Raw genomic sequence first — 23,851 nt, forward strand, 5'->3', positions numbered from 1 at the left:
CAACCCGCTTCGGCGGGTTTTTTATTGCCTGGAGATCCGCATGGGCGCAGCACGCAAACTCGTCGTTCAAGGTGCCAAGGGCGGCGAGTCGAGCCAGAAGCAGCCGACGATTGCAGAGAACAGCACGGCTTCTATCGCTACCGCTCGCATCGTCTACCTGTGGAGCTGGGGGCCGATCGTTGGCCCAGTGGACGGCCTGCGCTCAGTGAAGCTCGACGGAACGCCGCTGGTGGCCGAGGACGGCACTGTCAACTTCCCGGGCGTGAAGTGGCAGTTTCGCAATGGAGAGCTGAACCAGCAGCGCCTTGAGGGCATTGCCGAGTCCAACAACGAAGTCGACGTAAACCAGCAGCTGCTCAGCACCACGCCTTATCTGCGCTCCATTAACAATCCGGTGCTTGACGCGCTTCGTGTGCGTTTCAGCTGGCCGCAGCTCCAGTCGCAAGACCAGAGCGGCAATATCAACGGCGTTCGAATCGATTATGCGATTGACCTGGCTACTGACGGCGGGCCTTTTGTTCAGGTACTGGCGGACTACGTAGACCGCAAGAACGTCACCAAATATGAGCGCAGTCATCGGCTAAACCTGCCTGCGGGCAGCCGCTGGACGATGCGCGTTCGCCGGATTACACCAGAGGCCAACAGCTCGCTGGTTCAGGACGCGATGTTTGTTGAGGCGGTGGCCGAGGTCGTAGACAGCGATCAGGAATTTCCACTCACCGCTGTGGGCTGTGTTGAGTATGACGCCCAGCAGTTCGGCGGCGATATCGCCAAGATTGCCGTGCTGATGCGCGGGCGCATCGTGCGCGTGCCGGCCAACTACGACCCGGAGACGCGGACCTATGCCACGTCTGGCGCAGGCACCAGTAACGGGATATGGGACGGCACGTTCAAAGAGGCCTACACGAACAACCCGGCCTGGGTGTGTTACGACCTGGCGCTGAACCCTTACTACGGCCTTGGGCACCGGATCGATGCCACGATGGTGGACCGCTGGAACCTCTACCGCATTGCTCAGTATTGCGACCAGATGGTGCCAAACGGCATGGGCGGCATGCACCCGCGGATGACTTGCAATATCTACCTGCAAAAACAGGCAGATGCCTACGCCGTGCTGCAAGACCTGTCGAACATCTTTCATGGTATGAGCACCTGGGATGGTAGTCAGATCACGTTCAACGCCGACATGCCGGGCGACCCGGTCTACACCTACAACCCTTCGCAGATCCTCAACAACGGCGAAATCCAGTATTCGGGCACCCGGGCGCGCGACCGCCACAACTTGGCAATGGTGACCTGGGACAACCCGGACCAGAGTTTTTCGACGGACAAAGAGCCGGTATTCGATGAAGTGGCGCTGGCCGAAAGCGGGTCAGTGAATGAACTGTCCGTAGAGGCCTATGGCTGCACATCGCTCGCCCAGGCGCAGCGCGCGGGCCAGTACGCGCTGATCACCGAGCAGACTCAGACGAGGGGCGGGACCTTTCGTGTTGGCCTTGACGGCGGCATTCCGAAGACAGGGCAGATCATTGCCGTGGCTGACCCTATGTTGGCCGGTCGTGCTAACGGCGGGCGGATCAGCTCAGTGGCGGGGCGCGTGATCACCGTTGACCGTGACATCGATCTTCCGACCGGTGCCAAGCTGCGGGTGAACCTGCCCAGCGGCAAGACCGAGGCGCGGGTTATCACCTCGCTCACCGGTCGGCGGGTAACTGTCGCCGCCAGCTTCAGCGAGGTGCCAGAAGCCGAATGCGGCTGGATACTCGAATACGACGACCTGAAAACCATGCAGTTTCTGGTGCGCAACATCACGCGCCCAGAATGGCACCAGTACCAGCTCGAGTGCATTCAGCACGAGCCGAGCAAGTTTGACGCCATCGACTTCGGTGCTGTGGTGGATACCGAAGGTGCCTCAAGTCGTGAATCCTGATGGACAGATAGCCTGGGAGAGCGGGGCGAAAGTTTTCCTCCTGCCAAAGTTTCGCCGCGCGCACCGTTGCCTTTTTCCAAGCAAAGTCGTTCATCCGGTGCATGCACGCTTTCATCTGGCAGCGTACGCATTATGTCGATGCAGTCGCCTATCCGTATTTGGTGGCGCTGGCTCATATCGAATTCCGAAGGGTGGCGTGAGTTGATTAAGTGGTCTATTAACTTGATGAGGGTCTTAACGAGGAGCGCAATCTTGGTCGGTAGAATTTCTGATTCAGAACTTCATGAAATGCGGATTCGCAAGCTACAGAACGACATCTCTGATTCAGCGCGTCTCGGCATACCCGTAAAATTCATGCACCTGTTGGCTCTGACACCCACCAGCAGAGAACATCATGTTGAAAGGCATGGTGAGCTCTTCACCGGGCAGGAGATGCTTGATTGGTGGGCAGAGGGGGATAACCGTGTGCGCTGTCGCTGTGCATGCACCCCAGTGCTTTTAGATAATCAGGGTAGGCCTATGACTCCAGACCTCATGGCTAAAGCCAAGATGGACCTGAAGGCTTTCAAAGCGTCCTGATCTCATGGTTCGTAGCATTCAGCGTAATAGGCGAGGTGGGGTGTAGTGAACTAATAATTGAGACTGTCAGAAATTTTGTGTTCGGGCATAACATGTAGCTAGAGGTGCATGTATGCCGACCAAAAAGAAGTCCGCCAATGCAACAGCGAGGGAGTTGCCCTCGATTCCCCAAGAGCTGATCGAGCAGTTTGTTAAAGGCCCGATGAGCGCCGAAGCCATTCAAGACGCGTCCATGGCGTTCAAGAAGGCTCTGATCGAGCGTGCGCTAGGCGCCGAGCTGGGTCACCACCTTGGTTACCCTCAGGGCGCGGAGCGCCCTGAGGAGTCGACCAATCAGCGCAATGGCAAAAGCAGCAAGACGGTTCTGACCGACGACGGGCCGCTTCGCCTGGATATCCCCAGAGACCGCGATGGTAGCTTCGCCCCGATCCTGATTCCCAAGCACGAACGACGTTTTACAGGCTTCGACGACAAGATAATTGCCATGTACGCCCGGGGCATGACGGTGCGTGAGATCCGCGCTTTTCTATCTGAGCAGTATGGAACTGACGTGTCCCATGACTTCATCAGCTCAGTCACCGATGCGGTCATGGAAGAGGTGGGCGCTTGGCAGCAACGACCCTTGGAACCGATGTATCCGGTGATCTTCTTCGATGCGTTACGGGTCAAAATCCGGGACGAGGGGTTAGTGTGCAACAAGGCTATTTATCTGGCGCTGGGGGTATTACCTGATGGCACGCGCGACATTCTGGGTATATGGATCGAGAGCACCGAGGGTGCCAAGTTTTGGATGAAGGTGTTCAACGACCTCAAGACTCGTGGCGTTGAAGATGTTCTGATCGCCGTCACGGATGGCCTCAAAGGAATACCGGAGGCGTTGGGGGCGGTTTTTCCTGCCACGACGCTGCAAACCTGCATCGTGCATCTGATCCGCAACAGCTTGGACTATGCCGCTTGGGATAAACGTCGGGCACTGGCCAAAGCACTCAAGCCGATCTACCAGGCGATCAATGCCGATGTGGCTGAGCAAGAGCTTAACGCCTTTGAAGCGGGCCCCTGGGGCAAGCAGTATCCGACTGTAGTTGCTGCATGGCGTCGCGCCTGGGATCGGGTTATACCGTTTTTTGTTTTTCCGGCGGGCATTCGCAAAGTGGTTTACACGACCAATGCCATCGAGAGCATCAATGCCCAGTTACGCAAGATCATCAAGACTCGAGGGCACTTCCCGACCGATGAGGCTGCGACGAAACTGATATGGCTTGGGTTGCGCAACATCACCGCCAACTGGGGTCATGCGGCACACGACTGGAAAGTGGCAATGAATCAATTTGCGATCCTGTACGGAGACCGATTTACCAGACCGAGCTGGTAAAACAAGGGCCTGCCTGACGGCAGGCCCTAACCAGCCCGAACACAAAAAAACTGATACTCCCACTCGTACCTTGAAACCTTACCTCTGTTTCAGAGCCGTCATTCTAGCAAAACCCTCACTCCGGACACCCCCGTCCCAAAACATCCGACCCCCTCTCCGCAATACCCACCCGCCAATAATCTAAACTACCCAGCGGCACCCGCTCGCTCTTCGGGCCTGAGGAAGTTATCAGCATTATCCTTATCGTTCTGCACGTCTGCCACTACTCATCGTCGATACGTAATGAAGACTTTTATTCGCGCGAACCGTATAAGGACATGACTTGAATGACAATGACTCCATTGGATGGATCAGTTTCCCTTGACGTTAATAACCTGTTCAGAAAACCGAAAGTCTGTTTTGACTGGGAGGACTTGCATTACTTCGTGATGTTTTCCGCCATCCGTTCCTTGAGCGGCGCTGCCAAGGTGCTGGGTGTGGAGCACGCTACTGTTTCGCGGCGTATCGCTTCGCTGGAAAAATCCCTGAATGTAAAGCTTGTCGACCGTCGCAAGCGGTTGTACGAGTTGACTGATGAAGGGCGGCGTCTGGCGGCTATCGGGCGGCAGATCGAGGCGCAGACCCAGGCCATTGGCCGTCTCGCTGTTGCCGCGCAGGTAGTGCAGGGTGTGGAAGTGACCATCAGCGCGCCGCCCTCGGTGGCGGTCGAGAAGCTGGTGCCGCAACTGGGGGCGTTTCGTGCCATGCACCCCGGCATTGTGCTGCGCTTGCTGGGGGATCATCAGTATTCGTCGTTATCCAGTTGCCAGTCTGACTTGTGCATACGGTTTTCCAGACCGGTTGAAAGTGGCATCGTCGCACGACGTAACGGGACCGCCTCATTTTCATTTTATTGCGCACGTTTTTATCTGGAGGAGCGGCACCCGGAGCACTATGAGTTTATTGCCTACGACAATGAACTGATGAGCGACAGTCAGAACGGTTGACTCAGAAATATTGTCGGTGAACGCCCCTTCGTGCTGGAAGCCAAAACAGTAGAACTGCAAATTCGCGCCGCGGAAACCGGTGTGGGCATTGCCTTGCTTCCAAGTTTTGCGGTAGGGGCAAACTCTCGTCTGTGCCGGGTAGAGCTGTCGGCACCGCTGGAGGTTGATGTCTGGCTGGGCGTGCATGAAGACTTGCGCGCGGTGGCTTCCATTCAGGCCGCGATGAATTATGTAGAAAGCTGTTATCGCTAGTCGGGCCAGTGCTAGAAGTCGTTATTTCGGCAGACACATAAGGTGACGGTGAAAAAATTCCCATCCCCTGATCAAATATCGACAATTTACAATGCGGTCGATTTTGACGAGGATCAATGTCGAGTTAAGAAGTTAATGATTCGAAACTCCGAGACGTTCAGGTGTCGGCTCGGCAATGTTTGCAGGTGCGGCGCTGTTGGATAACTACAAGAATAGAGGCAGTGGCAAGATCATCTCAAGCACCCTGTTTACACCCTAAGGACAGCCGGAGATTCTCATGGCCGACATAAAGATTCTCGACGTTACATTGCGTGACGGTGGTTATCGAAACAACTTCAACTTCACGGAAGACCAGGCTCGGGCTATTATTTCAGGCCTGGCGGATGCAGGCGTCGACCTCTGTGAAATTGGTTACTGCAAGGGATCATTTGCGCCGAAGGGCGAGCACGGGCTGACCAGTGATGTAGGCGCACGCTTTATTGAGAACATTGCGCAGGCCGCCGCTGGACGCATTGAGCTGGCGGTTATGGTTCACCCTAAAAACATCAAGGTAGATGACTTCGTCATGCTCAAGGAGCAGGGTGTTTCGATGATTCGTGTCTGTCTGCGCCACGATCAACTGGATGAAGGGCTGGCGACCTTGTCACTGGCCCGGGATCACGGCTTCAGTGTCAGCGCCAATGTAACGCATGTGACATCGCAGACGCCGGGAGCCGTGCTCGATACGGCCGCTCGTGCAGAGGGTGCCGGTGCGGACATCATCTGTTGTGCGGATTCCAACGGTCATATGCTGCCAGCCGATGTGCATCGGCTGTTCAGTCGCCTCGCAAGCCGGTTGCTGGTGCCACTGGGGTTTCACGCCCATAACAATCTGTCGCTGGCGCTGGCGAATGCATCGGCGGCTATCGAGGCCGGTGCTGAATACATCGACACGTCCATCTGCGGCATGGGTAAAGGCGCCGGGAATCTTCACTTGAGCATGCTGGTGGCTTATCTGGAGCGTATAGGCGTCAGCCACGGTTTTGACCTGGTCAAGGTGATCGAATTGTCCGCTGTCACAGCCAACTCGATACCGCATAACAATATGCCCAGCCCGCTGATGGATATCATTCTGGGCACTTACAACTTCCCCTACGATGTCAGTCAGCGGGTGGCAGACACCCTTGAACGTTTTCAATTGACCTCCGAGTACCGAGCGATCGAGGTCATGCATCAACAGGACAAAGTGGCGCGCCTTGCTCCGCGAGCGGCGTTGTCGAATATCTTCAGTGACCTGTCGCAAAGCGTAAAAGGAGTTGCGCTATGACCGCCCAAATATCCCGCAAGCGTATATGCATTCTGCCCGGCGACGGTATCGGCATTGAGGTCATGGAAGCGGCGCTTCCGGTGATTGCAGCGTTGCACCTGCCGTTTGATCTGATACCGGCGGATATCGGCTGGGAATGCTGGAAGCGCGAGGGTGAAACGGTTCCTGCCCAGACCTGGGAAGTCATGGCCAGCTGTGACGCAACGTTGCTGGGGGCAATAACCAGCAAGCCGCTGGCAGAGGCGGAAGCAGAGCTGCCCCTGGCACTTCAGGGCCGGAACCGGCGCTACGTCAGTCCGGTCATTCAGCTCAGGCAGAACCTGGACCTGTACGCAAATGTACGCCCGGTTACTGACATGACCGGTGAAGACAGATTTCGCTTTGTCGTGATCAGAGAAAACACCGAAGGTCTTTATGCGGGGCTGGACTTCGGGCATGTCCCGGATGCGCTGGTGCCCTTGCTTGAAGAGCGCGAAGCACTTGGCGCGCCGTGGCAGCGGGAAGGGCAGGAGGATGCGACCGTCACGTTGCGCCTGCAGACGCGAAGTGGTTTGACTCGTATTTTTGAATACGCATTCGATTACGCGCGCAAGAACAACTTCACCCGGGTCACGTTTGTCGACAAGCCGATGGTGCTGCGGCACAGCAGTGCGTTTGCACGGGGTATTTTCGAAGAAATCGCACAGCGTTATCCGGACATAACCGGTGTTATCGAAAATGTCGATGCGGTTGCCTTGTGGATGGTGCAACGGCCCGAACGCTTCGGAGTGATTGTTGCCGAGAACATGTTCGGCGACATCCTTTCCGATCTGGGTGCTGGCGTAATGGGTGGCCTGGGTTTTGCGCCCAGCGGCAACTTTGGCAATTCAGGTGCTTACTTCGAACCTGTACATGGCAGTGCACCTGCTCATGCAGGGTTGAACAAGGCCAACCCCAGCGCGATGTTCATGGCCATTGCACTGATGCTGGAACATCTGGGATACCCGGCCCAGGCGGCATGTATCACTCACGCCGTCAGCCTGGTTTCACAATCTGGCGTTCGCAGTTACGACCTTGGCGGTTCCCACACCACTGACCAGGTGGGCGAAGCGATTGTCCTGCAGGGCATCGAGTTGCAGGCCGGCTCTGTCGGCTACCGCGCCGAACAGGCCTCAGTTCAGGGAGAACGTTATGTCAGCGCACTTTGAAACGGTGGCAAATACGCAAACCGTGCTGGACGCATGTGAACATCTGGATACCGCTTCGCTGTCTGATGCACTGGACAGTCTCGGGATCAATGGAGGGCTGCCGGGTATTGTTTCGCAAGTGCCGGGCACTCGTTGTGTCGGTGTTGCGTTCACCGTGCAGTACGAAGCGGTCGATGCGCCAACGACCTTCAAGGGGGCGGCCAACTACATCAATCAGGTGCCTTGCGGCGCGGTGATTGTTTGCTCCAACGCCGGGCGTCATGACTGCACGGTATGGGGCGATATCATGACCCACTTCGCCTTGGCCAACGGCATCAAAGGCACTGTTATCGATGGCGTGGCACGTGATATCGATACCGTTATCAGGTGCAACTATCCGTTGTTCAGTCGTGGCCGTTTCATGCAGTCAGCCAAGAACCGCGCACAACTCAAAGCGGTACAAGTGCCTGTGGTCATTGATGGGGTTACTGTCCGGCCCGGTGATCTTCTGGTCTGTGATGGCAGTGGTTGCGTGGTTATTCCACAGCAACTGGCCGCCGAGGTTGTACGCCGTGCTCAGGCGGTCGAGCAGACTGAGCGCAGCATTATCGAGGCCATATCCACGGGCTCGACACTGGAGAATGCCCGCAGCACCTATCGTTACGACCAGCCCTGGCTGACGGACGCTGAAAAAATCAGCATGGGAGAACGGCCATGAATCAGGCTTCCCGATTGGCAGCACACGCAAATGTGCCAGAACCTCACACTCGACACAGCGCACTCGAGTCTCCCGACATGGATGTCGCTGCCTTCAAGAAAGCCATGCGCCGCCTGACGTCGACCGTCACCCTTGTGGCGACCGAACATGAAGGCACGCCTTACGGTATGGCAGCCACTGCCGTCAGTTCGGTATGCAGTGACCCACCGTCCATTCTGGTGTGCATCAATCACAGCGCCAGTGTTTACCTGCCTTTACTTGAGCGGGGAAAGTTCTCGGTCAATCTGTTGCAAACCGGGCAGGCTGAACTGGTCAGCGTGTTTGGCGGAGCAGTCAACGGGCCTGCGCGGTTTGAAAGCGGAGACTGGCAGCAGGACCGGGGGGTGCCTTATCTGCGTACCGCCCAGGCGACGCTTTTCTGTTCGGTGGCCCAACGAATGACCTGCGGCACTCACGAGATCATTATCGGGCTGGTCGAGAAAACGGCAGTGGCCGAGGTGATTTCACCGCTGCTCTGGCAAGACGGTAAACCGGCGGCTTCAACACCGCTTCTGGCTTGACTACATGTTCTTATACTTCTTTTTATAAATGGAACTGATTATGAAAATGGAATTGTTCGATGCTCACTCCGTCACCGATGACAAGGCGGTGTATCTGATCAATGTTGTACAGGTCAATGAAGGTGCTCAGAACCTGGCTATCGAGATTCTCGAAGAAACGGTCAGTTATGTCGCACGTACTTACAGTGCGTTCAAATGGAGCCGATTGATGAAGAGCACGGACGGCAAGACCGTCATCAATCAGGCGCAATGGAGTGACCGCAGTCAGTTCGAGTCGCTGTTTATCGACAAAGAGTTTCTGTTGCGATACTCCCGGTTAAAGGAAACCGGTACCTGGGAATACCACCTCTACAACGTGGCCGAGTACATCACCCCTGAAATTGCATTACAAAAAGCGGGTTGATCCATTAGCTGCAGACGAAGGCTGCTTAGACGTCGCCTTCGTCTGACATTCACTCGGATTTTCACAGGTATCAGGCGATGGCCACGATCAATACAGCACTGACTTCTCTTCTTGGAATTGAACATCCTCTGATTCTGGCACCGATGGGTGGGGCGTCCGGAGGGCGTCTGGCGGCTGCAGTTTCCCGGGCCGGTGGCCTGGGTTTGGTGGGTGCCAGTTACGGCGATCCGCAATGGATGGCGCGTGAACTGGAGATGATGCACGACGTGCAGCAACCATGGGGTGTGGGCCTAGTCATGTTTACCGTGGCGAGGCAGTTCGAATTGCTTCAGCTGGCTCTCGAGTACCGCCCGGCAGTGGTTGCGTTGTCGTTTGGTGATGTACGTCCTTTCGTCCGGCCCATTCAACAGGCCAACGCCAAAGTCATCGTTCAGGTGCATGACGTCGACCAGGCGCTAGAAGCGCTGGACGCCGGTGCCGATGCGCTGATCGTGCAAGGCGCCGAGGCGGGTGGTCACAGTTTGCGCCGAGCTTCATTGCCGCTGTTTCCGGCAGTTCGCGACGCGGTGGGTGACGATGTTGTGCTTATCGGTGCCGGCGGGATTGCCGATGGCCGTGGCATGGCTGCTGCGCTTGCGCTCGGCATGGATGGCGTGATGATGGGGACGCGCTTTCTGGCTTCGCAGGAAGCACTGCCTTCCGAACGGGTAAAACAGCGCCTGGTGCAGGCTGTCGCGAGCGATACGGTGCGAACCCGGATCTTCGATGAGGTGCGCGGCATCGACTGGCCGCAGGGCTACAGCGGACGAGTGATCGCCAATAAATTTTCCGACAGTTGGGTAGGTGAGGAGCAGGCGTTTGCTGCATCAGCCGATCAATTGCGTCTTGAGTACGAAGCAGCACTGGCGGCCGATGATGTGAGTATCAGGGCGATCTGGGCCGGCGAGGTGGCGGACCTGATCAAGGAGGTGCTGCCCGCACAGCTCATTATCGAGTCAACCCTGCGCGGCTATGCCACCAGTGTTGAACGTCTGCGCACGACCCGCTGACCCGTCAGGATGGATCAACGACCGGACCCGCTCGAAACAGCGGGTCTTGTCATTTTTGCAGGAGCAAAAGCCATGAGTCATTGCATCACCTGCCAGACCTTCGGTGTCGGGCAATCAAGCGTATTCATTCTTTCACCGGTGATGCCGGTCTGGGACGCGGGTGGCTTCGCCAAACCGCTGATCGAGCATTTCACTGCGGCGGGTTATCAGGTCAGGGTTTTTGATTCCCTGTCCCTGCCGGTCAAGGCGGGCGAAGACTTTGACGGGTTTACCCAGCGCTGGGTCAGCGCGCTAGAGCCTTGGGGTGTGCCGGATCTACTCGTCGGCGTGGCCTTGGGTGGTGCGTTGGTACAGGCGTTGGCAGGCACTTCATTACTGCGGTCGACGCCTGCGTTGTTGCTGCTTTCTTCTCCCGCCAAAGCCGATGCGCTGCTGGATTCCAGGCTGGGACGTATGGCGGATCTGGCAGAACAAGGGCATGTCGAGCAAGCCAAACGCCTGCTGGACGATCTGGTGTTGCCTGAAGGCCAGAAACATGAGCACCCGTCCGGCGGCGAGAATGACGCAACGCTATCAACCCAGGGACAGCGTCTGACCTTGGGATTCCGGCTACTGAGCGGTCTGGATATCAGTGAGTGCCTGCTCGATTACAAAGGGCGTGTGCTGAGCGTGTTTGGCGAAAAGTCGCAACTGGTGGGGGCGGGTCATGTGCTGCGTACCAAAGGCCACAAACAACGCTCACTGTGTGTGCCGGATGGCGGGATGCGCCCGCTGGCGGATGATCTGGACCGGGTGCTGGAGAGCATCGATACATTTCTGATCGCCAGAGCGGAGTGTGTGCAATGAGTCGGATCGAGGAGCCAGGCTTCATTGATGTGCATTATCACGCCAATCCTGACGCGTTCATTCGCCGTCATGGCGCGATAGAGGCGGGCCGGCGCTACGCTGCTGTGCAGGGACGGGTCGTATTGAAAAATCACTTGGGGTGCACGGCTGCCCAGGCATGGGAAGCACGCAATCAGGGTTTTCCGGTCAGCGGTTCTGTGGTTCTGAACGAGATCGCTGGCGGCATCGACTACCGTGTAGTCGAGCGCAGCCTCTGTTTGCGCGGCGATGAACCTGGACGTTTCATTGTTCACTTGCCAACCGTCACAGGCAGAACGCATACCAGCACGCTGGCCCGTAACCTGAGCCATCCGCTGTTGCGCGAAAAGCCCATCAAGCCTGCCAGAGTGACAGCGCAGAACGGACGCCTTACGCCGCAGACGCTGGATATTCTCAAAATGGCCCGTGACTATCCGCTGGTCATCTCGACAGGGCATGCCGACGCCGATGAAGTCAGGATGCTGATCGAGGAAGCACTGCGCATCGGTGTGCCAAGGCTGATGCTCAATCAGCCTGCCAACCCGTTGACCGGTCTGAAAGCAGCCGAGCTTGCGGTGATTGGCAGTGAGCCATCCGTCTACATCGAACAGACGGCGCTGACCTACTTGTTGGGCTATCAGGACCGACAGGATTTCACTAAGGTATTGAATCATGTTCCCAATGTGGTCTACAGCTCCGACCTTGGGCAGACCAGTCAGGTCGATGTGCACGAGTGGCTGTCGATGAGCGGGCAGTGGTTCGACGCGTTCGGTTTGAGTTGCGAGCGTCGTGCCGAGATGACTCTTTTGAATCCACAACGCATGCTGGCCATTTAAATCGTTCGGGTAAGACTCCCTGGCTAACTACGCCAAGGAGTCCTCATCATCAGGCTACTTCGGCAGCTACTTTCGGAGTGATTGCCTCGACAGTGATTGCTTCGCGCAGGCCCGCCTGTTCCATCAATGGCAGTGTTTCTCTGACGAAATCCTTTATGCCTTCGTGGTAATCCAGCCATGTCAGTGCGATGCCGTCGATCCCCCAGTCAGAATATTTCTTGAACAGTTCCACGATCTGCTCCGGAGTGCCTACCAGCGGCACGCCTGCAAACCCTGCCTTGAAATGAAAGCGAAAACGGACGGCGTCTTCCGGGGTGAAAATACCGGTCTGAATGCCCAGCTCGCCGGTGATGATATCGCAGCCCTCATCGTCACCCAGTTGGTTGGCGTAATAGTCCAGATACGCGTCCGCTTGCTCTTGCGTGTCCTTCTGCACCACGTAGCCGTAACACCATATCTTTATATCGCGTTTGAACTCCTGCTTCGCCAGGTCTTTATAGGATGCAATCTGCTGACGCACGGCGTCTTCACCGTCCAGGTGTTTGACGATCAGGAAGGCGGCATCACAGTGTTTGGCGCAAAACCGTTTGCCGCGCGGTGAACCGCCGGCATTGATCAGATAGGGAGTGTTGAGGGGTTGGGGCTGCGAGATAGCGTCGCAGATGTTGAAATATTCTCCTTTGAAGTTGAACGGTGTTTGCTGTTCCCAGGCATTTTTTGCGATGTGCAGCCACTCTTCCGCGTAGTCGTAGCGTTTGTCGTGTTCCATCATCTGGCCGTTGAACATGCGCATTTCCGCGCCGTACCAGCCGCACAGAATATTCAGCCCGAAGCGCCCGCTGCTGATGTGATCGATGGTCACCGCCTGCTTGGCTGCAAACAGCGGATGAACCGTGGGCAGGTGCGATGTGGTGAACACGGCAATCTGGTTGGTCAGGGCGGCAATACCGGCAGCCCAGGTGTAGGTTTCGAAACAGACACCGCCGGTGTTGTTGGTGCCGCCAAAACCTTTCCAGCGGCCTACCGGTATGAAGGCTTCAAACCCCGCATCGTCGGCCACCCGGGCGATTTCCAGATTACCTGCCCAATCGTCTCCGCGAAGGCGTTCCGGCGCATTGGTGACGGTGCAGCCGCCCTCGGTGTTAGTGGAGAAAACACCCAGCTGTATCTTGTTGCGGCTGCTGCGCATCGGGTTAGGTTTTATCGGATAAGCTTTTTCAGTGCGCATGATGACCTCCCAGGTCGGTTTTATGTCGTTCTTCCCTGCTAGATCCTTTGCCGACAGTGGCCGTGCAGGCGAAATACTCGCTCAGGCATGCTCACTGCGTCGGGTCGGAAAATACGGCAGCACATACTCTTCCAGCTCCTGTAACACTTCCGTGGCCGGACGTCTCAGTGGTTTCAGGTTCAGCGCAACATGCGAAACGCCCTGTTCCCGTTGACGCTGCCACAGCTCGATGAGGGCGTTGCGCCCTGTACTGATGCCACGGCCGACTTTCATGGGCGCGTCCTTGTTTTCCTCCAGATCAAAGAACGTCGCATAACCGTAGGGCTTGAATCGTTTTTGCTCGTTGGCATCGCGCCAGTGATTGATCACGTCGGGCAGGGTGTTGAAGCCACTCTGATGCCATATCCAGGCGTCCATATGGTTGGCCAGCCATTTGATGTCCTGCTGACAGCGACCGATGGCGAGCATCGGCAACCGCCCGAAAAAAGGTTTTGGCAGTAGGTCCAGCGTGCCATTGAGTTTCCCGTAGTGGCGCGACGTGAAGGCCGGAAAAGAGTGCTCGGTTACGGCGTGCAGCATCTCGACCCCCTCTCTGAAGCGCTCTGCGCGTGTGTCGAAATTCTCGCCGAATGCAGGGTATTCGCCGGGCCGATCACCCGTCGACAACCCCAGCAGGAAGCGTCCCTCCAGCAACACATCAAGGCTGCAGGCCTGTTTGGCGACCATCAGCGGGTTGCGCAGCGTCAGTACGATACCGGCTGTACCGATGCAGATTTGCGTGGTCACCGCAGCAAGCAGTGCTGCATACACGAAAGGGTCGAATATCTGGCCAGCGTCACCAAAGCCTGGGTCGAGAAGCGGTACATCCCTCAGCCAGAGTGCTGCAAAACCGGCTTTGTCGGCCTGTTTTGCGAGGGCAATGTGATTTTTCATGGTCGGCGCTGCAGCGTCGGGATAGCCTTCCAGCGGCGCAATCAGGCCGAAGGTGAGATGGCCCGGTGCGAACACCTTTGCAAAGGCAGGATGCCGCTGTGTTCCGGTCATCTCATGTGGGCTCACTTGGCTTCTCCCGCCAGGTCAAGCGTGTCGGATGGCTCGAGTGGCGGTTCGTCATGAGCGCGCACGCGACCTAGCAGGGCAAAGACTGCCACTGCCGTCAGCACGGTGGCGGCGCTGAGAATAAACAGCAGATTGCGGAACGCGGTGGCGTACTGTTGGTGCAGCAGTTCTGCCTGACCGGGCAGTAGGCTGATCGCATTCTGCAGATCGCCCAATGCGGCGCGGTTGGCAGCGTTTGTCACCACATCAGGCGCGACACCCGTCAGGGCATCGAACAGGCCCCACTGAATGAACGTGGCCAGCAGTGTGCCTGCGATCGCAATGGCTATGCCGTCGGCAGAAACGCGTACGGCATTGAAGATGCCGGTAGCCATACCGGCGCCTTCCTTTTCAACCACACTGATCGCCATGCCATCCATCAATCCCCAGGGCAGACCGATGCCGATGCCGATCAAGGCCATCGGCAGCAAGGCGGTTTTGATTGCTCCGCTGTCCAGCGCCAGCGCGAGCCACAGCAGGCCGACAGCCACCAGCAGCAGACCGATACCGGACAGCAGCCCGGAGGTAAAGCGACGTGCCAGTTGTGCGGCAAGCATTGGTACGATCAGCAGGGGCGCGGCCAGTGCGGTCATCATCTGTCCGGTTTCCAGCGCGCTGAGTCCGTCGATACCAATGAAGCGTGCTGGCAACATGATGATCAGCACGACAAAGAAAAATGCCGGACTGGCCGCAAGAATCTGCACGCCGACAAAGCGCGCGCTCTTGAACAGCGACAGATCAAGCATGGGTCTGGCCACGCGCCGTTCCACTGCAATGAATATCCAGAACAGCAACAGTGAACCGATAATGCCGCCCATGACCAGTGGATGGGGCCAGCCGTCTTCAGGGGCGAGCAGGATTGCGTAGGTGAACAGGGTCAGTGCCGCGGTAAAGCTGATCGCTCCTGGCCAGTCCATGCCGGTGGCATTGGGGGCTCTGGATTCTGTAGCGCTGAAAAGCACCAGAAAGAACCCCCCAACCCCAATAAGAGCCGTTGCGTGGAATGACCATTTCCAGCCAGCCGAGTCGACCAGCGAGCCCGCCGCAAGATGGCCGAAGGCCAGGCCTATCCCGAACGTGGTGCCCAGCAGGCTGAACACTCGGGTGCGGTCCGCTCCATGGAAGGTCTGGGCCAGCGATGACATTGCGCCAGCGAACGCTGCTGCACCGCCCAGCCCCTGAATCAGGCGAAATACATCAATCTGCACGACGGATGAGGCCATCGGAATGGCAAAGGTGGACAGCACGAATATCGCCAGTCCGATCAGCCATACGCGTTTTCTGCCGTAGATATCCGTCAGGCTTCCAGCGGCCATCATGGCGCTGCCGTAAGTCAGGATGTAAGCGTTGATGACACACGTGAGCTCGACGGCTGATCCGCCCAGCGCCTTGTTTATCGAGGGCAGAACCACGGCAGGGCCAGTGAAGCACAACGGAATCAGGATGCCTGTCAGGCAGGCGGCAAACAATTGTCCCCAGCGTCTGGTAGCAGACGATGCTTGAACCTGGCTTGCTGAAGTCATGTGCAATTTCCCTGTGAAGCGTGCGCAGTTTTCGGTGCATTGCACGCGTTTATCCAAGGGCAGTTGCCCTGTCGGGAGATTAGGGGTTGCGTCTGCAAACAAAAACAGGCTTATGTTCCGAAGGTATAGGACAGGGCTGTCCTTAATAGGAGTGGGTATTGGAATCGCTCGGTAGCATTGCGGTGTTTGTTCTGGTCGCGGAAACACGGAGTTTTACCCAGGCTGGAAAGCGCCTGGGTATTTCATCGTCGGGGGTAGGCAAGAGTATCGGCCGTCTGGAAGAGGGCCTGGGTGTTAGGCTTTTTCATCGCAGTACGCGCAGTATTGCCATGACCCTGGAGGGCTCGATATTTCTGGAGCGCTGTCGCCGTATTCTGTCGGAGCTTGAAACGGCAGAAATGGAGTTGAGTAATGCCAGGGATCTGCCTAGAGGCAGATTGCGCATCAGCCTGCCCTTGGTCAGCGGCCTGGTCATGCCGGTTATCATCGAGTTCATGCGCACCTATCCCGATATCGAACTGGACATCGATTTTTCCGACCGCATGGTCGATATCATCGAGGAAGGCTTTGATATCGTACTGCGCACGGGAGACCCCGGCGACTCGGGCCTGATGTCAAGGCGGATGGGGGGCTTTCAATTGAAAATCGTCGGCGCTCCGGACTATTTTTTCCGGCGCGGGACACCTCAACATCCAGCAGACTTGAGTCGACACGCCTGTCTGTTGCACAAGTTTCCCTCTTCGGGCAAATTTGAACACTGGCCGCTACGTCGCGAGGCCGGTGCCGATGATCTCGATTTGCCCCAGGTGATGGTGTGCAACACGACGGAAATTCTTGTTGATGTTGCGCGGGCGGGGTTGGGAATTGCCTGCCTGCGGGGAGTATCAGTTTTTTTGTGTTCGGGCTGGTTAGGGCCTGCCGTCAGGCAGGCCCTTGTTTTACCAGCTCGGTCTGGTAAATCGGTCTCCGTACAGGATCGCAAATTGATTCATTGCCACTTTCCAGTCGTGTGCCGCATGACCCCAGTTGGCGGTGATGTTGCGCAACCCAAGCCATATCAGTTTCGTCGCAGCCTCATCGGTCGGGAAGTGCCCTCGAGTCTTGATGATCTTGCGTAACTGGGCATTGATGCTCTCGATGGCATTGGTCGTGTAAACCACTTTGCGAATGCCCGCCGGAAAAACAAAAAACGGTATAACCCGATCCCAGGCGCGACGCCATGCAGCAACTACAGTCGGATACTGCTTGCCCCAGGGGCCCGCTTCAAAGGCGTTAAGCTCTTGCTCAGCCACATCGGCATTGATCGCCTGGTAGATCGGCTTGAGTGCTTTGGCCAGTGCCCGACGTTTATCCCAAGCGGCATAGTCCAAGCTGTTGCGGATCAGATGCACGATGCAGGTTTGCAGCGTCGTGGCAGGAAAAACCGCCCCCAACGCCTCCGGTATTCCTTTGAGGCCATCCGTGACGGCGATCAGAACATCTTCAACGCCACGAGTCTTGAGGTCGTTGAACACCTTCATCCAAAACTTGGCACCCTCGGTGCTCTCGATCCATATACCCAGAATGTCGCGCGTGCCATCAGGTAATACCCCCAGCGCCAGATAAATAGCCTTGTTGCACACTAACCCCTCGTCCCGGATTTTGACCCGTAACGCATCGAAGAAGATCACCGGATACATCGGTTCCAAGGGTCGTTGCTGCCAAGCGCCCACCTCTTCCATGACCGCATCGGTGACTGAGCTGATGAAGTCATGGGACACGTCAGTTCCATACTGCTCAGATAGAAAAGCGCGGATCTCACGCACCGTCATGCCCCGGGCGTACATGGCAATTATCTTGTCGTCGAAGCCTGTAAAACGTCGTTCGTGCTTGGGAATCAGGATCGGGGCGAAGCTACCATCGCGGTCTCTGGGGATATCCAGGCGAAGCGGCCCGTCGTCGGTCAGAACCGTCTTGCTGCTTTTGCCATTGCGCTGATTGGTCGACTCCTCAGGGCGCTCCGCGCCCTGAGGATAACCAAGGTGGTGACCCAGCTCGGCGCCTAGCGCACGCTCGATCAGAGCCTTCTTGAACGCCATGGACGCGTCTTGAATGGCTTCGGCGCTCATCGGGCCTTTAACAAACTGCTCGATCAGCTCTTGGGGAATCGAGGGCAACTCCCTCGCTGTTGCATTGGCGGACTTCTTTTTGGTCGGCATACATGCACCTCTAGCTACATGTTATGCCCGAACACAAAATTTCTGACAGTCTCTGCCTGCCAGACTTCATGATTTCATCGGCCATTCGCAGTGGCGAGTTGGTGCCAATACTGACCGACTACACGGTGCATACCGGAAGTTTCAGGTTGCTCTGGCCATCGAGCAAGCACCTTTCCCTGCGCCTGCGGGTATTCATTGATTTTATGCACGCCCATTTGTTTGCTCCTGCGTCTGTGTGACTGCGCGGACCGAGCATGTAGCACCTGACAAGGAGCATTGGCATGTACACGCTTTTTGGCACAGAGGGTTCGGGGTCCGCAGCCATCGAGACAGCGCTTTGGCGCTGCTCGGTTCCTTTTACCTTGTTCAGGGCCTGTGCGTGGGAGGAGGGGCCAGGCAAGGAAGCATTGCGGCGGGTCAATCCATTGCTGCAGGTGCCCACGCTGGTCCTGGCTGATCGCACGGTGCTCACCGAAAGCGCTGCAATTCTGATTCATCTGGGACTGGAGCATCCCGAATCCGGGTTGCTGCCCAGCAAGCCTGCCCTGCGCGCTCAAGCCCTTCGCGCGCTGGTCTACATCGCCGCCAACTGCTACGCCCCGATCGGGATTATCGATTACCCGCAGCGCTGGCTGTCGGGCTCCGACGAAACGCAGGCTACGCTACTCGAAACCGGCACCCGTGCGCGGTTGCATGAAAACTGGGAGACATTTGCGGATCTGTTCGCTAATGCAGGCTTCTGGCGTTGTGATGATCCCGGTGCAGTTGAGATTCTGGCTTGCATCGTGACCAGATGGGGCGGTGCGCGCGAGCATCTGCATACCACCCGGCCTGATTTTCATGAGCTGCTGTTACAGGTCGACGCCCAGCCGGTGGTCAGCGCAGTGATAAGGCCTCATTGTGGCTTGAGACGTCTTGAGGCGTAGAAGCAGGCCCTTTTGACGACGTGACGCCAGAATGGATTCAAACCATCGTCCCTCAGTCGCCTGTAAGCAATGCTCGCTAATTCAGCGGCCCCAGCACCTTTCGATAGCGCTCGTCGCCATTACGGGTATGTAGCGTGAACACGATTTCCAGCCCGTCGGGATTGTCTTCCTTGTGGCTGTCGAGCGGTTGCCAGCCTCCGACAGTTCTCCAGACCCTTATTTTTGCCTCGACGACATGGTCGAGCACCGCTATTCCTTCATCGGGAGCGGGTAGGGGGTAGAGATTGCTGCTGTCTGCGGCCGCGCGATACAACGTGTTGTCCTTTAGCCACCAGCGGATTCGCTGTAGTCCTTCACCGGCCGTGGCCGCACTGCGAATGACGTCAAGGCGCATACCGTTCCTTTCCGCGCTGCGAATACTGATGGGTATCAACGTTTTTGCCTGCGGATCCGGTTCTTCGCCAGGCAGCGGTTTTTGCAGCTCGACGCCTGCACGCGTGGCCACGTCGCGCTCCAACTGGTTCAGCGCTCGCAGTACCGACTCGGTGTGCCCGGTGCTTTCGCGTAACTGGATATCGGTGCGAGTCATGCTCTCCAGCCCACGCCAGGCAATCAGGCTGACGATGATCATCAGCAGGATAGCCACCATCACTTCCAGTAATGTGAAGCCGCTTTGCCTTACCTTCATGGAGGGCTGACCACCTGCAGTTGACCCAGCGCGCTACGCTGCAGGCTCAAGGATCGTTCACCGTCAGAGAGCTGGATGCGCAGCGGCGCGACGATCCATTCGGGACCTGACACCACTCGCTGCGCCGGGTCTACGCTGATGCGTATGGAGGGTGTTTCCCAGGCTCTGAAACGCAGCTGCGGGTCGTTCATGAAGCGGTCGTAGTCCAGGCCTTGCTCGGCACGTCGTGCGAAACCAAAGCCTTTGTCATCGACCAGCAAGGTGATTGGCCGACCGTCGACCCTGGCCTCGATCTGTGCAGTGTGCAGCATGTGTGCGAGGCGTTCAGCATCCTTGCGCAGCAAAGCGGCAGGATCGGGTTTGATACTCATGCTCACCGTTGCGCTGACAATGCCGATGATGACCAGAACCACCATCAACTCGATCAGGGTAAAACCCCCGTTGTGTGTCCATACTCATGATCGGTGGCTCCCTGATGAGGCTTGCATACGGATCAAAGCAGGTGCCAGGCATTCTGATGCAGTGATGTAGACTGCCCCGGCAGACGAACAGGAGGTTCAGTCATGGCATTTTCGTTTCATCCATTATCAGCACCACGCCTGGTGCAATCGGCGGCCTTGATTGCAGCGCTGGCGGGTATCGCGCTCTGGTTGTCGCTGCTGCTTGCGCCCGAGCCTGTGCGCGCACCGTTGCCGGAAAGCGCCGTTCCCACTGCCAATGTCGGCAGTCCTGCCCGACAGTGGTTCGCCAACCAGCCACTTCAGGTCCGGATCAAGGTCACCGGTGTCATGACCGGGAGCAAAGGCGCGGTGGCGATTCTCACTGTCAACGATAGACCGGCGCGCAGCTATCTGGCGGGGGAGTTGCTTGCCAAGGATGTACGTCTGGTGGCTATCGAGAGTGACGCAGTAGTGATCGAGCAGGGTACCGAGCGCACACGATTCAAGGTCGCCAGCCTGGCAGGCCTGCCGGAGTTGCCCAGCCTGCTGCGTCGTTGAAACGCTCATGGAGACTCTTTCGGCTGGCGTCGGATGGCGATAATGGTATCGAGGCGGGCCAGTGGCGGCGCTTTGTTGTCCCGCTGTAATACTCGCAGACTGACCCGCATCAACATTCCGTCTGCACTGGCTTTGAGCGTCTGTTCACAGGTCAGCGAGAGCCTGCCCTGATCGCACTTGCGGGTTGTGAAACCAGGCCTGAGCCTTGTCATCATGCGTAATTCGGCCAGTTGGTTCTGCGCCTCCAGCAGCGCAATGGCGCGGTCGCGCAACACACCGTTGTTAAAGGTCATTACCCCGCTCAGGCGCGCGGCAGCCGCCATTGCCACGGCGATGATCAACAGCGCCACCAACACTTCGATCAGCGTGAAGCCTTTCTCCTTGTGCGGTTGCAGCATGGGCGCCTCCTGGCAAATCCTCCTGCTCGATACAGGCAACAACGATAGCACCGGACCAGCATCTGACAGTTCATGAATGGCTCACCATAAGGGTTGAGCAGATTTATCGTGCCCCGTCGCGGCGGTGTCTACACTGCGGGACAGATGAGGATCATCAAGGATATGGATATGGATGTCGCACGCGTCAAGCCTCGGTCTGGAGGCCGTCGCGGCCAGGACGGTTTTACCCTGATCGAAATAATGGTGGTCGTGGTTATTCTGGGCATTCTGGCCGCTGTTGTGGTGCCCAGGGTTCTTGACCGTCCGGACCAGGCGCGGGCTGCTGCTGCCCGGCAGGATATCGCAGGGCTGATGCAGGCGCTCAAGCTCTATCGCCTCGACCACGGCACTTACCCCAATCAGGCTCAGAGCCTGAAAGCTCTGGTCGAGCGGCCGGCCAACATCAACAAAAACAACTGGCGCGCCTATGTCGAGCGGCTACCCAATGATCCGTGGGGACACCCCTATCATTATCTGAACCCCGGCGTTAACGGCGAGGTGGATCTTTTTTCTCTGGGTGCCGACGGTCAGCCCGATGGCGAGGGTGTCAATGCTGATATCGGCTCATGGCAGCTCTGAACATGGCGCTGAGCACTTACCCGGCAAGTGCAATCAGACAAGACGGCTGGGCAATTATCAGTGCCCTGCTGACCGTCGCGATTGTCGCGATCATCGCGGCCGGTATGCTGACCCGTCAGAGTGTCATGATTCGCACGGTAGAAGCCGAGCAGTCGCGTATTCAGAACAGCGCAGCGCTGATGGCCGGGCTGGACGCGAGCCGCATGCTGTTGTGGGATTCACGTCGCAAGAGCCGGGCGACTCATCCTGGCCAGGCGTGGGCGCAGCCCCTCGGCCAGAGTCCATCCGATCGACCTGAAGAAGGTTTTCACGCACAACTGGAAGACCAGCAGGGCAAATTCAACCTGCGCAACCTGCTGCGCAATGGTCAGCTGGAAATCGGTCAACTGCGCAGTTTCGAACGCTTGTGTCAGATGATTTCCATCAGTGATGTTCTCTGCCAGAGCATCAGCCAGCGGGTGCTTGGCTCATACACACGTTTTTCGACTCCGGCAACGGGCCAGGTCAGCGGCATGTTCGCAAGCGGGCGAGAGACTTCTTCGGCGACGCGCAAGCCCATCCCGGCATCATTGGTGACACTGCGCAGCCTGGATGATCTGCAAGGGATGCAGGGTTTGAGCGATCAGGTATTGGAGCGGCTGAAACTCTACGTGTGCATTCTGCCCGCCAATACCTGAGTCAACAGCAATACAGCGAGTGCCGAGGTACTGGCAGCGGTGGTGCCCGGTTTGTCATTGCCCAGTGCGCAAACGGTGGTGGCCGAGCGCGACAGGGGACAGTGGTTTGCCTACCGTCTGGAAATCATCGCTCGCATGCAGGTGCCGACCCAGGCGGCTGACGGGCTTGAAATCGGAGTAGCAAGCGAGTGGTTTGTGTTCCGTGGCAAGGCGCGCAGAGACGGACGTCAGGCCAGCATGGAGGCCTTGCTGTATGTGCGCGATGACAGCGTGCCTCATGTTATCTGGTCGCGGATCGGCGTATGAGCCGGTTGCGGATCGCCCTGCCTGCTCTGGAGCGACTGAATCCGGAGACGCCACTGCTATTCGTCCGGCTGGACCGCCAGGGCAAGACTGTTGAAAGCGGCCTGAGCAATTTGCTGGAATTGAAGCAGGGCGGTGCACTGCAGCCGGTGGAAGCGTTTCTGCATCCGCTGGACAGTCTGCTGGCCCGGATCGAAACGCCGCCGCTGACTGCGTCGCGGGTCAGAAGCGCTGCGCTGTTAGCCGCTCAGGGACTGATACTGGGCGGCAGTGAGCTGATGCACATCGCCAGCAGCCCGCGCTATTCTGACGGGGCCGTTTATCTGGGCTGGTTGCCCGCAACTGCGCTGGAACGTCTGAGCCGATTGCTGAGTCAGTCGCGTCTGTCGTTGCGCGGCCTTTACCCTGCGCCCTATGGCTTGCCTGTGCCTGCACCGGGTCAAGTCAGTGTCGTGCTGCGGGATGAGCACTGGCTGCTACGTCACAGTGCCGGTCAAGGTGGCGTGCATCCGCGGCTGACCGAGACCCCTGACGCGCACCTGGCCAACGGCAGCGAGTTGCACCGACTGGACGACAAGGGCACGGCAGGCCTGGAAACATCGGCTGGCCTGCTCCTGAGCGGGCCGTCACCCGGCTGGAGCCTGCATGCAGGAATAGGGGCGGCGAAAGTCAGGACATCGGGCTGGACCGCCGCATGGGTCTGCTGCGGCCTGGCTGTCGGGGTTTGGGCGCTGGGCTTGAATCTGTACGCCGCTCGCGAGGCTGCCCGAGGACAGCAACTCAGGGCCGGTATGGTGCAGCGGGTCAGTCAGGCCTTTCCTCACTTGCCGGTCATTCTCAATCCTCTGCAGCAGGCCCGGCAGCAGGTGGCGGCACTTGAAAGCGGTTCAGCCACCGGCACCAACAGCGGATTCGAACAGCTGGTAAAAAGCGCCGCTGGAGCGCTGCCGTTCCTTGTAGGTAGCGTGCAGCGCCTGACCTATTCAGATGGCCGCCTGCAGCTGCAACTGTTGCCCGATAACGCCCAGCCTGCTGTTGACGATACGTTGCAGCGTTCGCTGGCGCAGGTGGGTCTGACAGCCAGTCGCGATCATCTCACCTGGACCCTGAGCCAGATGTCCGATCAAGCGGCCGATGCGTCCGCTTCTACGCCGGAGAGCGACGTTGAGTAGCCG

Annotated in this window: 21 protein-coding genes and 6 pseudogenes; 19 read left to right on the forward strand and 8 right to left on the reverse strand. The window is 57.7% G+C overall.

Annotated features, from left to right (window positions below; all coding sequences use genetic code 11):
• Window positions 1–40 precede the first annotated feature (40 nt).
• Window positions 41–1,900 (forward strand): annotated as a pseudogene (locus FFH21_RS11455) (host specificity protein J); the annotation flags it as partial.
• Between the two features lie 7 nt (window positions 1,901–1,907).
• On the opposite strand, the pseudogene FFH21_RS11460 reads toward FFH21_RS11455, so the two are convergent.
• Window positions 1,908–2,033, reverse strand: a pseudogene (locus tag FFH21_RS11460) (integrase); the annotation flags it as partial.
• Window positions 2,034–2,218: 185 nt separating this feature from the next.
• On the opposite strand from FFH21_RS11460, the gene FFH21_RS30830 reads away from it, so the two are divergent.
• From FFH21_RS30830 to FFH21_RS11520, 11 genes and pseudogenes are all read left to right on the forward strand, one after another.
• Window positions 2,219–2,509: a hypothetical protein gene (locus FFH21_RS30830; protein WP_041924781.1), complete on the forward strand. Its 291-nt coding sequence runs from the start codon at window positions 2,219–2,221 to the stop codon at window positions 2,507–2,509.
• Window positions 2,510–2,621: 112 nt separating this feature from the next.
• On the forward strand, window positions 2,622–3,881 hold the full coding sequence (locus tag FFH21_RS11470; RefSeq protein WP_004666928.1) for an IS256-like element ISPsy17 family transposase: 1,260 nt from the start codon (window positions 2,622–2,624) through the stop codon (window positions 3,879–3,881).
• A 332-nt stretch (window positions 3,882–4,213) separates the two neighbouring features.
• A pseudogene (locus FFH21_RS11480) lies at window positions 4,214–5,119 on the forward strand (LysR family transcriptional regulator).
• Window positions 5,120–5,396: 277 nt separating this feature from the next.
• A complete protein-coding gene (locus FFH21_RS11485; RefSeq protein WP_011168406.1) occupies window positions 5,397–6,425 on the forward strand; it encodes a nucleoid-structuring protein H-NS in 1,029 nt (342 codons plus the stop codon).
• Window positions 6,422–7,612, forward strand: a complete 1,191-nt coding sequence (locus FFH21_RS11490) for an isocitrate/isopropylmalate dehydrogenase family protein (protein WP_011168407.1) — start codon at window positions 6,422–6,424, stop codon at window positions 7,610–7,612. The genes FFH21_RS11485 and FFH21_RS11490 overlap by 4 nt, the downstream gene beginning before the upstream one ends.
• Entirely contained in the window at window positions 7,596–8,309 is a 714-nt protein-coding gene (locus FFH21_RS11495; protein ID WP_011168408.1) for an RraA family protein, read from the forward strand. The genes FFH21_RS11490 and FFH21_RS11495 overlap by 17 nt, the downstream gene beginning before the upstream one ends.
• Before the next feature lie 77 nt (window positions 8,310–8,386).
• Window positions 8,387–8,869 carry a flavin reductase family protein gene (locus FFH21_RS11500; RefSeq protein WP_004660622.1) on the forward strand — a complete coding sequence of 161 codons (483 nt, stop codon included), beginning with the start codon at window positions 8,387–8,389 and terminating at the stop codon, window positions 8,867–8,869.
• A 40-nt stretch (window positions 8,870–8,909) separates the two neighbouring features.
• Window positions 8,910–9,272, forward strand: coding sequence for an antibiotic biosynthesis monooxygenase (locus FFH21_RS11505; RefSeq protein ID WP_004660621.1), 363 nt, complete (start codon window positions 8,910–8,912; stop codon window positions 9,270–9,272).
• Window positions 9,273–9,349: 77 nt separating this feature from the next.
• Window positions 9,350–10,321, forward strand: coding sequence for a nitronate monooxygenase family protein (locus tag FFH21_RS11510; protein ID WP_011168411.1), 972 nt, complete (start codon window positions 9,350–9,352; stop codon window positions 10,319–10,321).
• 72 nt (window positions 10,322–10,393) lie between these two features.
• Entirely contained in the window at window positions 10,394–11,167 is a 774-nt protein-coding gene (locus FFH21_RS11515; RefSeq protein WP_004664826.1) for a hypothetical protein, read from the forward strand.
• The gene (locus FFH21_RS11520; protein ID WP_004664829.1) at window positions 11,164–12,021 is read left to right on the forward strand and encodes a DUF6282 family protein; all 858 of its coding nucleotides are present in this window, start codon (window positions 11,164–11,166) and stop codon (window positions 12,019–12,021) included. The genes FFH21_RS11515 and FFH21_RS11520 overlap by 4 nt, the downstream gene beginning before the upstream one ends.
• Before the next feature lie 49 nt (window positions 12,022–12,070).
• Here the strand turns inward: FFH21_RS11520 and FFH21_RS11525 are convergent, their stop codons facing one another.
• The 3 genes from FFH21_RS11525 to FFH21_RS11535 all read right to left on the reverse strand — a co-directional run bounded on the left by FFH21_RS11525 (window position 12,071) and on the right by FFH21_RS11535 (window position 15,870).
• Window positions 12,071–13,249 (reverse strand): LLM class flavin-dependent oxidoreductase, encoded by a 1,179-nt coding sequence (locus FFH21_RS11525; RefSeq protein WP_011168412.1) that lies wholly within the window; start codon window positions 13,247–13,249, stop codon window positions 12,071–12,073.
• Window positions 13,250–13,330: 81 nt separating this feature from the next.
• Entirely contained in the window at window positions 13,331–14,293 is a 963-nt protein-coding gene (locus FFH21_RS11530) for an LLM class oxidoreductase (protein WP_004664832.1), read from the reverse strand.
• Between the two features lie 11 nt (window positions 14,294–14,304).
• A complete protein-coding gene (locus FFH21_RS11535) occupies window positions 14,305–15,870 on the reverse strand; it encodes an MFS transporter (RefSeq protein ID WP_011168413.1) in 1,566 nt (521 codons plus the stop codon).
• Between the two features lie 158 nt (window positions 15,871–16,028).
• Between FFH21_RS11535 and FFH21_RS11540 the strand changes: the two are divergent.
• Window positions 16,029–16,745, forward strand: a pseudogene (locus FFH21_RS11540) (LysR substrate-binding domain-containing protein); the annotation flags it as partial.
• Between the two features lie 63 nt (window positions 16,746–16,808).
• On the opposite strand, the gene FFH21_RS11545 reads toward FFH21_RS11540, so the two are convergent.
• Window positions 16,809–18,068, reverse strand: coding sequence for an IS256-like element ISPsy17 family transposase (locus FFH21_RS11545; RefSeq protein WP_004666928.1), 1,260 nt, complete (start codon window positions 18,066–18,068; stop codon window positions 16,809–16,811).
• Window positions 18,069–18,121: 53 nt separating this feature from the next.
• On the opposite strand from FFH21_RS11545, the pseudogene FFH21_RS11550 reads away from it, so the two are divergent.
• Together FFH21_RS11550 and FFH21_RS11555 are read left to right on the forward strand one after the other, a co-directional pair.
• Window positions 18,122–18,307, forward strand: a pseudogene (locus tag FFH21_RS11550) (LysR substrate-binding domain-containing protein); the annotation flags it as partial.
• Between the two features lie 42 nt (window positions 18,308–18,349).
• Window positions 18,350–18,994: a glutathione S-transferase gene (locus FFH21_RS11555; protein WP_011168415.1), complete on the forward strand. Its 645-nt coding sequence runs from the start codon at window positions 18,350–18,352 to the stop codon at window positions 18,992–18,994.
• Window positions 18,995–19,070: 76 nt separating this feature from the next.
• On the opposite strand, the gene FFH21_RS11560 is transcribed toward FFH21_RS11555, so the two are convergent.
• Complete coding sequence (locus FFH21_RS11560) at window positions 19,071–19,682, reverse strand: type II secretion system protein J (protein WP_004664836.1); 612 nt, start codon at window positions 19,680–19,682, stop codon at window positions 19,071–19,073.
• Window positions 19,679–20,098, reverse strand: coding sequence for a type II secretion system protein GspH (locus tag FFH21_RS11565; protein WP_050772261.1), 420 nt, complete (start codon window positions 20,096–20,098; stop codon window positions 19,679–19,681). The genes FFH21_RS11560 and FFH21_RS11565 overlap by 4 nt, the downstream gene beginning before the upstream one ends.
• 147 nt (window positions 20,099–20,245) lie before the next feature.
• Between FFH21_RS11565 and FFH21_RS11570 the strand changes: the two genes are divergently transcribed.
• Window positions 20,246–20,680, forward strand: coding sequence for a type II secretion system protein N (locus tag FFH21_RS11570; protein ID WP_011168417.1), 435 nt, complete (start codon window positions 20,246–20,248; stop codon window positions 20,678–20,680).
• A 5-nt stretch (window positions 20,681–20,685) separates the two neighbouring features.
• Here FFH21_RS11570 and gspI read toward each other — a convergent pair whose 3' ends face one another.
• Window positions 20,686–21,078 (reverse strand): type II secretion system minor pseudopilin GspI, encoded by a 393-nt coding sequence (gspI, locus tag FFH21_RS11575; RefSeq protein ID WP_004660604.1) that lies wholly within the window; start codon window positions 21,076–21,078, stop codon window positions 20,686–20,688.
• A gap of 168 nt (window positions 21,079–21,246) precedes the next feature.
• On the opposite strand from gspI, the gene gspG reads away from it, so the two are divergent.
• The 3 genes and pseudogenes from gspG (at window position 21,247) to gspL (ending at window position 23,848) form a co-directional block, all read left to right on the forward strand.
• The gene (gene gspG, locus FFH21_RS11580; RefSeq protein ID WP_004664843.1) at window positions 21,247–21,696 is read left to right on the forward strand and encodes a type II secretion system major pseudopilin GspG; all 450 of its coding nucleotides are present in this window, start codon (window positions 21,247–21,249) and stop codon (window positions 21,694–21,696) included.
• A pseudogene (gene gspK / locus FFH21_RS11585) lies at window positions 21,684–22,679 on the forward strand (type II secretion system minor pseudopilin GspK). Before gspG ends, gspK begins: the two are co-directional and overlap by 13 nt.
• Entirely contained in the window at window positions 22,676–23,848 is a 1,173-nt protein-coding gene (gene gspL, locus FFH21_RS11590) for a type II secretion system protein GspL (RefSeq protein WP_041924523.1), read from the forward strand. Before gspK ends, gspL begins: the two are co-directional and overlap by 4 nt.
• The last annotated feature ends 3 nt before the right edge of the window (window positions 23,849–23,851 follow it).

It is taken from the genome of Pseudomonas sp. KBS0707, from assembly GCF_005937945.2.
Lineage (GTDB): Bacteria > Pseudomonadota > Gammaproteobacteria > Pseudomonadales > Pseudomonadaceae > Aquipseudomonas > Aquipseudomonas amygdali.